The organism is Streptomyces sp. CBMA156 (genome assembly GCF_014596515.1).
Classification (GTDB): Bacteria; Actinomycetota; Actinomycetes; order Streptomycetales; family Streptomycetaceae; genus Kitasatospora.
Genome location: NZ_MSJQ01000210.1, coordinates 1 through 15,021, shown reverse-complemented (window position 1 = coordinate 15,021; position 15,021 = coordinate 1). Strand labels below are relative to the sequence as shown.

Sequence of the window (15,021 nt, the reverse complement as noted above, 5' to 3'; positions counted from 1 at the left end):
GCGGCCGGCTGCCCCTCGCCCTGGCCGTCACGGCGAGCCGGCTCGCCGCCTCCCCGGACCGCAGCCTCACCGACCACGCCGCCGAACTCCTGGACGCGGAGCACCGGTTGAGCGCCCTCCAGATCGAGGGCGATGCCACCTCGGCGGTCCGAGCCGCCTTCGACCTCTCCTACCGCTCGCAGCCCGCCGAGGCCCGGGCCCTGCTCCGGCTGCTCACCCTGCTCCCCGCCGTCGGCATCGGCGCCGACGCCGCCGCCGTGCTGGCCGGCGCCCCGGCCACCGCCGTCCGCCCCGTCCTCGACCGGCTGGCCGGCGCCCACCTGCTCACCCACGAGGCGCCCGACCGCTACCGGCTCGACGGCCTCCTGCGCCTCTACGCCGCCGAACGCCGCTCCGTCGAGACCGGCACCGCCGAACGCCTCGCCGCCCTGGAACGCCTCGGCTCCTGGTACCTCCACCGCGGCGCCTCCCCCGCCTTCCTGCCAGGACCGCCCGACGCGGCCCGCCCCCGGCACCCGGGCCACCACGTGGGCGGTCCCCACCTCGACGCCTGGGCCGAGGTCGACCGCCTGGCCGCCGCGGCCTCCACTGCCGCTGCCGGGACGGAACCGGCGAAGGCGGGCAGGAAGGAGGGCGGAAGGATCTACGATGCCGTTACCGGCGACGAGCCGACCGGGCCCAGGCCCATCCGTACCCCCCGTTCCCTTCGGGCAGAAAGGAAGCCCCAGAGTGGGTAGCAGTGTCGAGACGCTGGAATTCCAGGCCGAGACCCGTCAGTTGCTCCGGTTGGTGATCCACTCGATCTACTCGAACAAGGACATCTTCCTGCGCGAGCTGATCTCGAACTCCTCCGACGCCCTGGACAAACTCCGCCTGGAGTCGCTCACCGACTCCGACGTCGGGGCCGACACCTCGGACCTGCACATCGCGCTGGACGTCGACCGGGACGCCCGCACGCTGACCGTCCGCGACAACGGGATCGGCATGAGCCGGGACGAGATCGTGGACCTGATCGGCACGATCGCCAAGTCCGGCACCGCCGGCCTGCTGGAGAAGCTCAAGGGCGCCCAGGACGCCGCGGCGGCGCAGAGCCTGATCGGCCAGTTCGGCGTCGGCTTCTACTCGGCGTTCATGGTGGCCGACAAGGTCACCCTGCGCACCCGGCGGGCCGGCGCCGAGTCCGGCACCCAGTGGGAGTCCGACGGTGAGGGCACCTACGAGCTCCGGGAGGTCGAGGGGCTGCCGACGGGCACCTCCGTCACCCTGCACCTCAAGCCCGCCGACGGCGAGGACGGCCTGGCCGACTACCTCGCCGGGTGGAAGATCCGCCAGATCGTCAAGCAGTACTCGGACTTCATCCGCTGGCCGATCCGGATGGCCACCGAGAACACCGGCACCGGAACCACCGATGCCGGCAACACCGACGCCGAGAACGCCGACGCCGACGCCGAGGGCATCCCCACCCCCGAGGTGGAGACGATCAACTCGATGAAGGCGCTCTGGGCCCGCCCCCGCGCCGAGGTGACCGAGGCCGAGTACCACGAGTTCTACCGGCAGATCAGCCACGACTGGCAGCCCCCGGCCAAGACCGTCCACATGCGCGCCGAGGGCACCTTCGAGTACGAGGCGCTGCTGTTCGTCCCCGCGCAGGCGCCGTTCGACCTGTTCTCCCGCGAGACGAAGCGCGGCGTGCAGCTGTACGTCAAGCGGGTGTTCATCATGGACGACTGCGAAGCGCTGATGCCCGACTACCTGCGCTTCGTCAAGGGCGTGGTGGACACCCACGACCTGTCGCTGAACATCTCCCGCGAGATCCTCCAGCACGACCGGCAGATCCGCGCGGTGCGCCGGCGCCTGGTCAAGAAGGTCCTCGGCGCGGTCAAGGAGATGCAGCGCGACGACGCCGAGGCCTACACGACGTTCTGGTCCCAGTTCGGCCGCGCGCTGAAGGAGGGCCTGATCGAGGACACCGACAACACCGAGGCCCTGCTGGAGCTGGTGTCGGCCGACTCCACCCACGACCCGGAGCGGACCACCACCCTCCGCGGGTACGTCGAGCGGATGAAGGACAGCCAGGACGCGATCTACTACCTGACCGGCGAGACCCGGGCCACGGTGGAGAACTCCCCGCACCTGGAGGCCTTCCGCGCCAAGGGGTACGAGGTGCTGATCCTCACCGACCCCGTCGACGAGGTCTGGGTCGAGCGGGTCCCCGGCTTCGACGGCCACCGCCTCCAGTCCATCGCCAAGGGCCAGGTCGACCTCGACGAGCCGGCCGAGGGGGACGGGCAGGCCGACGCCGAACGGGCGCAGCGCGAACAGGACTTCGCCGCCCTGCTGACGTGGCTGACGACGGCCCTGTCCGATCAGGTCAAGCAGGTCCGGCTGTCCTCGCGGCTGACCACCTCGGCGGCCTGCGTGGTCGGCGACGCCCAGGACATGACCCCGACCCTGGAGAAGATGTACCGGGCGATGGGTCAGCAGGTGCCGCCGGTCAAGCGGATCCTGGAGCTCAACCCGGCGCACCCGCTGGTCGTCTCGCTGCGCACGGCGCACGATGCCGACCCCGCCGATCCGGCGCTGGCGGAGATCGCCGAGCTGGTCCACGGCGGCGCGTTGCTCGCCGAGGGCGGCGAGCTGCCCGATCCGGCCCGCTTCACCCGGCTGCTCACCGAGCGGCTGGCCAGGGCGCTGTGACCGAAGGGACGGCCGGGGAGAGGCCCGGGATCAGGACGCGGTACTGAGCCCGAGCGGGCCGGGACACCGCACCGACGCACCGGAAGGCCGGCCGCGTCCGGGGGATTCCCCGGGCCGGCCGGCCGCGTCCGTGGTGGTGATCATCCGGGCGTAGGCTCTCGGCTGATCACAGGGGCAGGAGAGGGAAGACATGGGCCAGAAGATCATCCGGTTCTCGGACCTGACCGGCGAGCACGTGGAGAGCGACCGGGACCTGGTGCGGGTGGTGGTGCTCCAGCACCCCGACCTGACCGAGGGGCCGGTCGAGATCGACGCGCTGGCCGGGGAGTTGGGCGAGGTCCGGGAGCTGGCGCTCGACCTGGTCACGATCGAGCTGCACCACCCGGACCGGGAGCGGCCGCAGACGGTGGTGATGGAGGCCGGGGCGTTCGACCGGCTGGCCTCGGCCGCGCCGATGGCCGAGGTGCTGCGCGGCGCCCGGCCGGCCGAGCGCGCCGCCATGCCGGGGACGGTGGGCCCCGGCGGCCGGGAGCGCGTCGACTACGCCAGCCTGGAACACGCCGGACGGCCGCACAAGGGCCGTACCACCGAGGCGGAGAAGCAGGTCGTCCAGCGCCACCTGGACGAGATCAACGAGCGGCTCGCCTCCGAGGGCGTCCGCACCATCGACCTGGAGAACGTCGAGCACGTGACCAGGTACGGCCTGGACGCCCTGGCCAGGGAGACCGGCGTGATGCTTCCCTGACGGTCGGGCTCCCCCGGCGGCACGGCTCCCCCTGCGGTCCGGCGACACCCGGGGTGCCGCCGAGCGGGCGACCGCTGGGCAGGTGAATCACCGTCACCGGCCCTCGTGTCGCCGGCCGGCCCGGCGGGGCGATCGGCTGGACTGCGCACCATGCGTATTCCATACCGGACCGGACGGATCGCCTCCGTCCTGGCACTGGTGGCGGGCTCGCTGCTGAGCAGCAGCGTGCTCGCACCACCGGCCCAGGCCGCGATCTCCTTCACCAAGAGCGTCGACAAGGCAACCGTCTCCCCGGGGGAGAACGTCACCTACACGCTCCGCTACACCTGCTCGATCACCGAGTGCACGGGCGGGCAGATCCTCGACACGCTGCCCGCGAACATGCAGTTCGTCGGCTGGACGCCGGACCCGTCCTCGGTGGACGAGGCCGCCTCCACCGTGCCCGCCGCCGGCTCGATGGGCGGCACCATGGACATCAGGCTGAAGAACCTGAGCCCGGGCACCACCGCCACCATCACGGTGACGATGAAGTACCCGAACTTCACCACCCCGAACGGCGCCACCTCCACCAACTCGGCCACCATGTCGGCCACCGGCGAGACCTCGCAGACCGCCACCGCGAACACCACCGCCCAGGTGCAGCCGCAGTACACGGTGACCAAGGGCGTCCAGACCTCCAGCAGCGACGGACGCACCGTCACCTACCAGTTCAGCGCCTGCTCCACCGACAACGTGCCCAACGTCGACCTGGACACCAGCCGCCTGTTCGACACCCTGCCGCCCGGCGCGGTGGTGGACACCGGCCGCTCGCCCGGCTGGACACAGGTGGCGCCGGGGCCCAACACCTGGGGCTACGACATCGGCCCGTTCGTCTCCGGCAACGGGCGCGGCGGCTGCCGTACCCCCGGCGCGCTGGTCGTCAACTACCCGGAGGCCGCCTTCCCGAACGGGACGACCTCCCAGAACACCGTGGACCTGCTCGGCGACCCGATCGGCCCGGACCCCGAGCGCACGCTCGACTCCGCGAACGCCACCACCGGCCAGTTCCAGCCGCCGGTCACCGGCGTGCAGGTGACCGCCAGCAAGACCTGGCGCGACACCACCACCAACGGCGACCTCAACTCCTTCAGCCTGTCGGCCACCAACACCTCCGGCCCGGCCACCAGCCTGACCATCACCGACCCCGGCGCGGGCAGCACCGACGGCATCTACAACTGGATCTTCCCGCAGTCCCTCCAGCTGGAGCCGTGGAACCCGACCAGCATCCTGCTGACCCTCCAGTACCGCCTCGACGGTGACCCGACCTGGCTCACCTTCACCCCCGGCACCCCGTTCAACGGCTCGGGCGCCCGCCGGCTCACCTTCGAACAGGGCGCGGGCGACCCGGCGAACGACGTGCTGGGCATCCCGGCCGGGCGCTGGCTGGACGGCCTCAGGTTCACCTGGAACGGTCCGATCCCCACCGGCTGGAGCCCGGGCAACGCGGTCCAGCTGGTCACCCAGGTCGCCACCCCGGGCCACGACGGGCGCCAGGCTCCCGCCCCGCTGACCAACTGCGTGGACACCACCGCCACCGACGGCACCAACAACGCCTCCGCCAACGCCTGCGCCCAGACCACCATCACCCAGGCCACCAACCTCGGCGCGGCCAAGACCACCGTCGCCGGCGAGCTGTCCGCCCCCGGCGGCAAGGCCACCTTCCAGGTCATCCCGTACAACCGCAGCGCCCGTGACCTGGACCGCCCGCTGGTGCTCTTCGACGTGCTGCCGGCCGGCGTGGTCTACATCGACGGCTCGGCCCGGCCCGACCCCAACTACCCGGACGCCAAGGCCCCATCGTCGATCACCGTGACGCCGGGCCCGGACGGCCGGCAGATCCTCCGGATGGAGTGGCCGGCCGGCACACCCGACTCGACGTACCTGCACGACCCGCTGGCCTACCGGATGCTCTTCGACGTCCAGGTGGCGAGCAGCATCCGGTCCGGTGACCTGACCAACGACGTCTACGTCACCGTGGACCAGCCCACCGCCCCGGTCGCCTGCATGTTCTCCGGCTCCGACACCGGCAGCACCCCGGACGTGCTCGACCTCAACGGCAACGGCAACACCACCGAGCTGCTGTGCCACGCCTCGTCCGACATCCGGGTGGACGTCCCGGCGGTGCTGCGGTCCTTCAAGGAGGTCAAGGGCGACCTGGACTCCGACTACGTCAGCATCGGCACCACCACCCCGGGCGGCGGCATCTCCTACCGGATGACCGTGCGCAACGACTCCCCCGACCCGGTCACCGACTTCCTCGCGTACGACAGGCTCCCCACCCCCGGCGACAACTACGTGCTCACCCAGGACGCCCCGCGCGGCAGCGCCTGGACCCCTTCGCTGACCCAGCCGATCACCAGCAGCGACCCGACCGTGGTGATCGAGTACACCACCGACCCCAACCCCTGCGTGGACCCGCTCCTGGTCGACCGCACCGGCTGCAACAGCGCGGCGGTCTGGAGCAGCACCTTCCCCGGCCCGGGGACGGCCACCTGGTTCCGCATCCGCCGCCCCGGCACCATGGCCTCCGGCGAGTCCTTCACCCTGACCTGGCCGATGGTCGCCTCCTACGACGCGCCGGAGGGGGACTACGCCTGGAACAGCTTCGCGTTCACCGCCGTCGACAACGAGGGCCGCCAGCTGCTGCCGGCCGAGCCCGCCAAGGTCGGCGTCGCGGTCAAGCGCGTCACGCCCTCCGACAACGCGCTGGGCGACTTCGTCTGGATCGACAAGGACGGCTCCGGTGTCCAGAAGCCCGGTGACACCGGGATCGCCGGGGTCAAGGTGACGCTGCTGGACGGCACCGGCCAGGCCGTACGGGACAAGGACGGCAAGCCGGTCACCACGGTGACGGACGCCGGCGGCCACTACCTGTTCGACAACCTGCCCGACGGCAGCTACGCGGTGCAGTTCGACCTGACCACGCTGCCCCCGGGCGCCAAGGTCACCACGCGGCACGCCGGCACCGACCCGGCCAAGGACTCGGACGCCGACCCGGCCACCGGCATCACCCAGACCGTCACCCTGAGCAGCGGACAGCGCGACCTCGACCTCGACATGGGGGTGGTCCTCCAGACCACCTCGCCGTCCCCGTCGCCCTCGCCGTCGCCGTCCCCGTCGCCCTCGCCCAGCTCGACGGCGTCCCCGTCGCCGACCCCCTCGCCGAGCCCGAGCCCGAGTTCGTCGCCGTCGCCGTCCCCGACCGTCTCCCCCAGCCCCACGGCCACCCCGACCCACACCCACACCCACCCGCACACCCCGAGGCCGTCGGAGAGCGGCGAGCTGCCGCACACCGGCAGTTCCTCCCCCGACACCCTGATCGCGGCGCTCGGGGCCATCGCCCTCCTCGGCGGCGGCACCCTCTGCTTCGTCGCCTACCGCAGGCCGGGCCGGCACAGCTGACGCCCGACCGCACACCCGCAGGACACCAGTGGCGCCGCCCCACCGAGGGCGGCGCCACCGGCGCGTCCGGGGCGAACCCCGGGAGTGTGACGTCGGACGGCTCAGTCCTGGTCCAGCTTGGACAGGGCCTCGGTGACCAGCTTGGTGGCGAAGTCGTTGCCGTTGCCGGAGATCCGGTTGATGTACTCGGCGAGCAGGACGGCCATGGCCTCCAGCGGGTTCATCTCCGCCTCGGTCCACTGCCCGTACTGGGCGCGCCACAGGGTGGGGCTCAGCCCGGTGCCGGCGGCGATCAGCAGGCCGGCCATCATCGGGATCACCTCGGGGCGGAAGGTCCTCGGCATCATCCGCATGGTGGCCACCAGACTGGGCACCACGTGCTCGACCACGTCCTCCTCGTGCTGCTCGAAGGCCGAGCGCAGCCAGTTCATGTACATGTAGACGAGCGTGCAGGCGCCGTCCAGCAGCGCCTTGGCCTGCGCGGGGCCGAAGGACGCGGTGAGCTGGTCGACCATCCGCTGGTGCTCGGGGTCCGTCCCGCTCTTGCCGTCGTAGACGGCCTTGAGCCGGGAGTCGATCACCATGAGCGCGGCGCTCACGTCGCCGACGGGAGCGTGTTGGGGGTCGCAGGACGACACGGGACTCCTCCTAGAGCGGCCACGGCCGGTGCGGCCGGTCCGTTCGTAGGGTAGGCGACCGATCGCACAGGGTCAGGCCGTTCCGCCCGGCAGGGTCCCGGGGCGGGGGTGCGGAAGGGCCGCCCCGGGCGGGCCGGGGCGGCGTGGTGGCGGCGGGCCGGGTCCTGGGGCCCGGCCCGCCGGCCGACAGCGGCTTCACGCGAAGGAGTTGCCCACGGAGTGCCGGGTTGACGGCGGCGCCACGCGGAGGGTGGCCGGCCCCTCGTCCGGCCCGCCGTCAGACCCGCCGTCAGACCCGCTGCCAGGCCGGGCCCGGGGGCCGGCCACCCTCCCTCCGTCAGGCGCCCGTCGCGGCGGTCCTGGCGTTGCGGCGGCGGACGTAGACGGTGGCCAGGATGCCGGCGACCACCGCGCCGCCGCCCGCCCCCGCGACGGACGCGTTGATCATCGGGACCGCCGCCGCGGGCTCGGCCCCGCCGCACTCGGCGTGGCCGATGACCAGGTTGGCGCCGTTCAGCGCCGGCAGCAGGGTGATGTGGACGGCGTTGACGGTCAGCGCGCCGTTGGCGTCGGTGGTCTGCTCGTTGAGGACGATCGAGCCGACGAGCGGGATGTCGATCCTGGTGTTGGCGGGGGCGTTGGCCTGGAGGTTGGTCGGGATGATGCCGACGGTGATCGACCCGCCCGCGATCAGTCCGCTGCCGGTGGCCCCGGCGGGGGTGGCGGTGCAGGTCGAGTTGACGCCGGTCAGCGAGACCGAGGCGACGCCGAGGTCGAGCCCGAGCTTGTCGACCGTCGCCGAGGCCGACGCGGTGCCGTCGGCGGGGTTGCCCGCGGTGGTCGCGGTGAGCACCGAAGTGGTGGCGACCGGACCGACGTTGAGGCCGACCAGGGTCTGGGTGCCGCCGGACGGGTAGGCCGAGTGGGGCGAGGGCGCGACGGCGACCATCCCGCCCAGCGCCTGCGTGGAGACCACGTAGGCGTCGGCCACGGGGGCGGGAAGTGCGGCGTACGCCGGGGAGGCCACGGTCAGGGCTCCGACGGCGAGCGCGGTGCCGGCGAGGACGCGGTTGCGGGTACGAGTTCTCACGGGTTGGCCTTTCGGACGTGTCGCACGGCGGAACGGATCGTCCGCCGTGGGGCAGGAAGGGGTGGTGCGTCGACTCCGCTGACCGGCCGCGGCGTTGGCTCCGGGCGCGGCCTCACCGGCCAGGGAGAAGTCTCGGTGCCTCGGGCGGTGGTGCCTCAGGCGGTGGCGATCTCCTGGGCGGGGGCGATCTCCTGGGCCGCGGGCGCCGGCAGCGGCGCGGCGGTGCGGGCCGTCTTCTGCCAGGAGCCCTTGCCCCGCACGATCCGCCAGAAGGCGCGGACCGCGACGAGGTAGGTGGTCGCGGCGTACACCGCGAGGGCGAGGCCGTAGCCGAGCGCGGCCCGGCGGCTGAGCCCCGGTTCGCTGCGGCGCCGGTACAGCGGCCCCCAGAGGGCGAACTCGGCGACCCCGAGGAGCAGGTAGAGCGCGATCAGCACCGCGCCGCCCTGGCCCAGGAAGGCGAGCACGAACCGCGGGTAGAAGACCGCGTTGTACGCGAAGGCGGCGATCGGCACGGTGTAGACCACCAGGCCGACGACCTGGAGCCAGGGCTGGACCATGAAGTAGAGGACTTCCAGGAAGCCCATCGTGCTGAACTCGCGGGACCGCCAGACCCGGCGCAGGTACGGCGCGCACTGCATCGAGCCCTGCGCCCAGCGGACCCGCTGGGTGATCAACTGCCGGACTTTCCACAGGGCTTCCTGGTCCACCCAGGCGGTCGTGGTGTAGCCGTTGCGCCAGCCCGCCAGCATCATCCGCAGCCCGAGCTCGAAGTCCTCCAGCAGCGCGCGGCCCCACGGCTCGCCGCCGCCCGGGTCGATCGAGCGCAGCGCGCTGAGCCGGTTGGCCTGGCCGTTGCCGCCCACGTTGACGGTCCCGGTGAGCCGGCGGGTGATCTGGATCGCGGAGATCGGTCCGCGGAACTCGATGTCCTGGAGCCTGGCCAGCAGCCGGGCGAACCGGTTGGCGAGGCGTCCGCGGTGGGGCAGCGGCACGGCCACGTCGCGGTTGGACATCCGGACCTCGGCCTGGACGGCGCCGATGGCCGGGTCGCCGAAGAAGGACGCTCCGGCGAAGCAGTCCAGCATCCCCGGCGAGGGCCGCCCGTCGGCGTCCAGGACGATCAAGACGACCCGGTCGGCGTCGGTGCCCTCCGGCAGCCGGGCTTCGAGGGCCCGGTAGCCGGAGTTCAGGGCGTCGCCCTTGCCGGTGCGGGCCTGCGGCAGCCGCCGGGTGACCAGGTGGACGGGCCGTCCCTCGTCCGCCCTGGCCCGCACCACCTCGGCGGTGCGGTCCTCGGAGTGGTCGTCGACGACCCAGACGTGGGCCCGGGGGAAGTGCCGGGCGAGGTAGTCCAGGGTGGTGCCGATCACGGCCTCCTCGTCCCGGCAGGGTATGAGGAAGTGCCAGTCGAACCGGCTCGGGTCGCCGGGGGCGTCCGGGCGGGCCCGCAGGAAGTTGCGCACGATCACCGCGACGTAGGCGAGGAAGCCGACTCCCAGCACGAAGGAGAGGGAGACGGACAGGTCGAGCAGGGTCACGGCGCATCGGCCTCCGCGTCGCGGGTGGACGTTCGGGTGATCAGGAAGAGGAAGAGCAGCAGGGCGATCAGGCCGGCGGCCATCATCAGCACCGAGCCGAACAGCACGTGCGTCCAGCCGAACCCCTCGTCGCCGTAGCGGTGCTGCATGGCGACGATCAGCGTCAGCCGGCCCAGGTTGGCGGCGACGACCAGGGCGGCCGCCAGGACGAAGCCCAGCAGCACCCTGCCCGGCCCGCGGGTGCCGAACAGCAGCAGGACGCCGGCCACCAGGGCCAGCGGGGCGATCAGCAGGGCGCTGCTGCATCCGGTGGTCAGCGCGATCCCGCGCCCGAGCCCGCCCTCGCCGCCGGCGTACAGCACCGGCGCGTCGGGGGCCTCCAGCAGCAGGGTCCGCAGGCCGAGCCCGTGCTCGACCAGCCACCTCGCCCCGGCCATCTCGTGGAAGCGGTAGGCGCGCTCGCCGACGACCAGGAATCCGCTCAGCCCCAGCAGCAGCGGCCCGGCCACCCCGGCGAGCAGCCGGCCGGAGAGCGGACCGCGGCCGTGCTGCGACAGCCGCGACCGGGCCGGCCCCGGCGGGCGGGCGGGTTGTGGGTGGACGTCTGCGGTCACGAGGAAACTCCCTGGGGGAAGGGCGAGTTGGCGGATGGCGGACTGGTGCGGCGGCGCGCGGCTACGCGTCGTCGCGGTGACGGCCGCCCGGCTCGTCCCGGTCGGCGGCCAGGCGGCTGCGCCGCAGCAGGGCGACTCCCACCAGCACCAGGGCGGTGCCGACCGCGGCCGCGATGCCGAGACCGGGAGAACCGGTCGAGGCCAGGACGCCACCGCCCGCCGCTGTCGGGGGGATGCCGCCGCCCATGGGTCCGTACATGGCTGGTTCCTCTCGTTGTGACCGGGTTGTCCCGATCTTTGCGATCTGGAGCCGTATGGTGCTGGGCCGATCGGATGATCGGATAGGTGCGGCGCGCCCATTCGGGTGGAAATCACCCGTTTGCCGTAACCGGCCGCGCGGCGGCGCCGGTGAGCCGGTATCCGGCACTCGACAGACGGCGGCCAAGTGGACGCCTGACGACCGGCCTTGACGGTCCGACACATCGTTCCGTACACGACCGGAGGCGCGATCCGCCTCCCGTGCGGACGCCCGCACGGACGCCCCGATCGAGGCCGGATGGGTCGAGATTGCGCCACACGGGTGACATTTGTCCGATGTGCGGATATTTCTCCCCAAACAATCCCTATCGTCTGCTGATACTTCCGCAGCACCCCACCCCTCGCCCCTTCGGAGCGCCATGTCCTCGACCGATGTCGCCCTGGTCCTCGGAACCCGGCCGGAGATCGTCAAACTCGCCGGAGTGGCCCGCCTGCTGGGCCCGCAGGCCCGCATCGTCTGGAGCGGCCAGCACTGGGACCCGGCCCTCACCACCACCTTCTTCGCCCAGTACGGCCTGCCCCGCCCGCACCACCTGCTGAAGGGCGTCGGCGGCGAGCCGCGCGGCCGGCAGATCGGCCACATGGTCAGCAGGCTGAGCGACCACCTCGCGGCCCGCCCGCCGGCCGCCGTCGTCGTCCAGGGCGACACCAACACCGCCGCCGCCGGCGCGCTCGCGGCACACTGCGCCGGCATACCCGTCGTCCACGTCGAGGCCGGCCTGCGCTCCTTCGACCCCGACATGCCCGAAGAGGCCAACCGCCGCCTCATCGCCCCGCTCGCCGACCTGCACTGCGCGCCCACCGCCACCGCGGCGGCCCACCTCCTGCGCGAGGGAATCCCCCCGGAACGGGTGGTGATCACCGGCAACACCGTCGTCGAGGCGACCCTGGAGACCCTGCCCGCCGAGGCCGAGGCCCACCGCATCGTGACCGGACACGGCGTCACCCCGGGCGGCTACGTGCTCGCCACCATCCACCGCCCGGAGAACACCAACGACGCCGCGCGGCTCGCCCAGATCCTCGACCAGCTCGCCGCCCTCGACCTGCCGGTGCTGCTGCCGCTGCACCCCAGGACCAGGGCCGCCGTCGAGGCGCACGGCCTGCGCGGCCCGATCGCACGGCTGCGCCGGATCGACCCGCTGGACCACGCCGGCTTCCTCGCGCTGGCCCGGCACTGCCGCCTGCTGGTGTCGGACTCCGGCGGGGTGCAGGAGGAGTGCACGGTGCTCAAACGCCCGCTCGTGGTGGTGCGCAACTCCACCGAACGCCCCGAGGCAGTCCAGGCCGGCTTCGCCCGCCTCGCCCGTCCCGGTCACGAACTCGCCCGCGCCCTAAGGGACTTGCTCGCCGACGAGGCCGCCACCGAACGGCTGGCCCGGCTCCCCTCCCCGTACGGCACCGGGCAGGCCAGCGCCGAGATCGTCGCCGCGGTGCGCGGCCGCTACCTCGCCTCCGGGCCACCGGCCGAGCGGTTCACCGGGCCGCCGGCCGAGCGGTTCCCCGAGCCGCCCGCCGCCCCGCTGCCCGGCCCCGGACGCACGCCGGTCGCGGCCTCGGCGGCCCGCCCCCGGCGCTGAACGCACCACCTGCCGGGCCTCCCCCGCCCCGGCAGGAAGCTGACGGATCGGATCCGCCCGCGAGCCGCCCTGGCAGGAAGGTGACGGATCGGATCCGTCGACCCCGGGCGGAGCGGCTGGCAGGGTCGGACGCAGCCCGCGTCCGGCGGGATCCACTGCACCCTGGGGGCTCCCATGACGACGACAACCGGCACCCGGCCGGCCACCGCACCGGGCCCGGACGGGCGCCGCCCGCGGACCGCGGGCTGAGGCGGGCGGCATGGACGACCTCTACGAGCGCCACTGCCTCGCCGACCCGCTGTTCTACGACGAGCCGGTCCGCGCCGAGCGCCCCGACGACCGCTTCGCCGCCGCCACCGCCCCGCTCCCGCCGGGCTGGCGGCGCCAGGAGCACGGCGGCTGGGTCAACCTGAGGCCGCCCGGGGCGCACCTGCCCGAGCAGGGCTGGAAGGTGCACGTCTCGGCCACCATCGCCGAGGCCGGGCGGGTGATCGACCAGGTCCTGGCGTACTGCCTGGAACACGAGCTGACCTGGAAGTTCCTGCGCAGCCCCGCCACCGTGCTCGCGGCGAACAGCAAGTACGCCGACCGCCGCTCCAGCGGCAAGCTGATCACGCTCTACCCCGAGGACGAGGCCCGGCTGGTCCGGGTGCTCGACGACCTGTCCACCCTGCTCAAGGGCGTCCAGGGACCGTACGTGCTGAGCGACCTGCGCTACGGGGAGGGCCCGCTCTACCTGCGCTACGGCTCGTTCGTCGAGCGCTACTGCACCGACGAGCACGGCGAGCGGGTGCCGGCCATGCTCGGACCCGACGGCGAGCCCGTCCCCGACACCCGCGGCACGGTCTTCGCGGTGCCCGACTGGGTGCCGGTACCCGGGGTCGTCGCGGCCCAGCAGGCCGCCGACGCCGAGCGCGAGGCGGCCGGTTCCGACGCCGAGTTCCCGTTCGAGGTCAGCAAGGCGCTGCACTTCTCCAACGGCGGCGGGATCTACCTGGCCACCGACCGGCGCGACGGCCGCAAGGTGGTGCTGCGCGAGGCCCGCCCGCACGCCGGGCTCGACGCCGCCCGCCGGGACGCGGTGCAGCGGCTGCACAGCGAACGCCGGGTACTGGAGGCGCTGGACGGGCTGGACTTCGTGCCCGCGCTGTACGAGTACCGGCAGGTCTGGGAGCACCACTACCTGGTCGAGGAGTACATCGAGGGCGAGCGGCTGGAGGAGGTCTTCACCCGCACCTGCCCGCTCGCCCGCCCCGAGCCGGACGAGGCCGAACTGGCCGAGTACACCGCCTGGGCGCTCGACGTGGTCGACCAGGTCTCCGGCATGCTGGCGACGCTGCACCGGCGCGGGCTGGTCTTCGGCGACCTCCAGCCCAACAACATTCTGGTCAGGCCGGACGGGCGCTGCGCGCTGGTCGACTTCGAGATCACCTTCCCGGCCGAGGACGGCACCGCGCCCCCGCTGGGCACGCCCGGCTTCGTCTCGTCCCGGGCCCGGCGCGGCACCGCGGTGGACGCGTACGCGCTCGCCGCGCTGCGGCTCTACCTCTTCCTGCCGGTGAACCAGCTGCTCGGACTGGACTCCGGCAAGGCCGAGCTGGCCGGCCGGGAGATCGAGCGGCGCTACCCCGTACCGCCCGGTTTCGGGGCCGAGACCGCCGCGGCGCTGCACCGGGCGGCCGGCGGGACGCTGCCGCCGGGCGCCACCGAGCGCCACCGGGCCGACGACGGGCACGGCCAGGCACCGGCCTGGCCGCAGGAGCCGGCCACCGACACCGCGGCCTGGCGCCCGGTGCTGGACTCGCTCGCCGAGGGCATCCTGGCGATGGCCACCCCGGAGCGGACGGACCGTCTCTTCCCCGGCGATGTCGCCCAGTTCGGTCCCGGCCATGGCGGCCTGGGCCTCGCCCACGGGGCGGCCGGCGTGCTGTACGTGCTGCGGGCCTGCGGCCGTCCCGTCCAGCCCGAGCACACCGAGTGGCTGCTGACCAGGACGAACGCGGCGCCTGACCTGCCGACCGGGCTGTACGACGGGCTGACCGGCATCGCCTGGACACTGGCCCGCCTCGGCGCCCTGGAGGAGGCCGGCACCCTGGTGGACCGGCTGCTCGCCACCGCACCGCCGGTCGATCCGGGGCTCGGCTCAGGACGCGCCGGAATCGCGCTCGGGCTGCTCGACCTGGCCGGCGCACTCGGCCGGGACCGGCTCGCCGAACAGGCCCTGGCCCTCGGGCACCAGCTGGCCGCGGAGGAGCGCGCGCCGCGGCTGCGCGGCCTGCTGGACGGCTGGACCGGCCAGGCCGCACTGTTCCTGCGGCTGCACGAGCACACCGGCGAGCCGCGCTGGCTGGCGGCGGCCG

10 protein-coding genes and 1 pseudogene are annotated in these 15,021 nt (G+C 73.4%); 6 read left to right on the top strand and 5 right to left on the bottom strand.

Translation table 11 applies throughout. From position 1 onward, the window contains the following. The 4 genes and pseudogenes from BU198_RS17390 to BU198_RS17375 all read left to right on the top strand — a co-directional run. Nucleotides 1-737 (top strand): annotated as a pseudogene (locus BU198_RS17390) (hypothetical protein); the annotation flags it as partial. Then, a complete protein-coding gene (htpG, locus tag BU198_RS17385) occupies nt 730-2,697 on the top strand; it encodes a molecular chaperone HtpG (RefSeq protein WP_188297768.1) in 1,968 nt (655 codons plus the stop codon). The pseudogene BU198_RS17390 and the gene htpG, both read left to right, overlap by 8 nt. A 190-nt stretch (nt 2,698-2,887) precedes the next feature. After that, nucleotides 2,888-3,442, top strand: coding sequence for a hypothetical protein (locus BU198_RS17380; protein WP_188297767.1), 555 nt, complete (start codon nt 2,888-2,890; stop codon nt 3,440-3,442). 150 nt (nt 3,443-3,592) lie between these two features. Then, the gene (locus BU198_RS17375) at nt 3,593-6,883 is read left to right on the top strand and encodes an SdrD B-like domain-containing protein (RefSeq protein WP_188297766.1); all 3,291 of its coding nucleotides are present in this window, start codon (nt 3,593-3,595) and stop codon (nt 6,881-6,883) included. 101 nt (nt 6,884-6,984) lie between these two features. On the opposite strand, the gene BU198_RS17370 is transcribed toward BU198_RS17375, so the two are convergent. From BU198_RS17370 to BU198_RS17350, 5 genes are all read right to left on the bottom strand, one after another. Beyond that, the gene (locus BU198_RS17370) at nt 6,985-7,467 is read right to left on the bottom strand and encodes a hypothetical protein (RefSeq protein WP_188297769.1); all 483 of its coding nucleotides are present in this window, start codon (nt 7,465-7,467) and stop codon (nt 6,985-6,987) included. 391 nt (nt 7,468-7,858) lie between these two features. Beyond that, nucleotides 7,859-8,611 (bottom strand): choice-of-anchor P family protein, encoded by a 753-nt coding sequence (locus BU198_RS17365; RefSeq protein ID WP_188297765.1) that lies wholly within the window; start codon nt 8,609-8,611, stop codon nt 7,859-7,861. 155 nt (nt 8,612-8,766) lie between these two features. Then, nucleotides 8,767-10,152 carry a glycosyltransferase family 2 protein gene (locus BU198_RS17360; RefSeq protein ID WP_188297764.1) on the bottom strand — a complete coding sequence of 462 codons (1,386 nt, stop codon included), beginning with the start codon at nt 10,150-10,152 and terminating at the stop codon, nt 8,767-8,769. Continuing rightward, nucleotides 10,149-10,766 (bottom strand): archaeosortase/exosortase family protein, encoded by a 618-nt coding sequence (locus BU198_RS17355; protein WP_188297763.1) that lies wholly within the window; start codon nt 10,764-10,766, stop codon nt 10,149-10,151. The genes BU198_RS17360 and BU198_RS17355 overlap by 4 nt, the downstream gene beginning before the upstream one ends. A 61-nt stretch (nt 10,767-10,827) precedes the next feature. Further along, nucleotides 10,828-11,025 carry a hypothetical protein gene (locus tag BU198_RS17350; RefSeq protein ID WP_188297762.1) on the bottom strand — a complete coding sequence of 66 codons (198 nt, stop codon included), beginning with the start codon at nt 11,023-11,025 and terminating at the stop codon, nt 10,828-10,830. A gap of 418 nt (nt 11,026-11,443) precedes the next feature. Here BU198_RS17350 and wecB point away from each other — a divergent pair, with 418 nt between their 5' ends. Next, complete coding sequence (gene wecB, locus BU198_RS17345; RefSeq protein ID WP_188297761.1) at nt 11,444-12,661, top strand: non-hydrolyzing UDP-N-acetylglucosamine 2-epimerase; 1,218 nt, start codon at nt 11,444-11,446, stop codon at nt 12,659-12,661. 259 nt (nt 12,662-12,920) lie between these two features. Next, nucleotides 12,921-15,021, top strand: a 2,101-nt coding sequence (gene lanKC, locus BU198_RS17340) for a class III lanthionine synthetase LanKC (RefSeq protein WP_188297760.1), incomplete at its 3' end; no start/stop codon positions are given.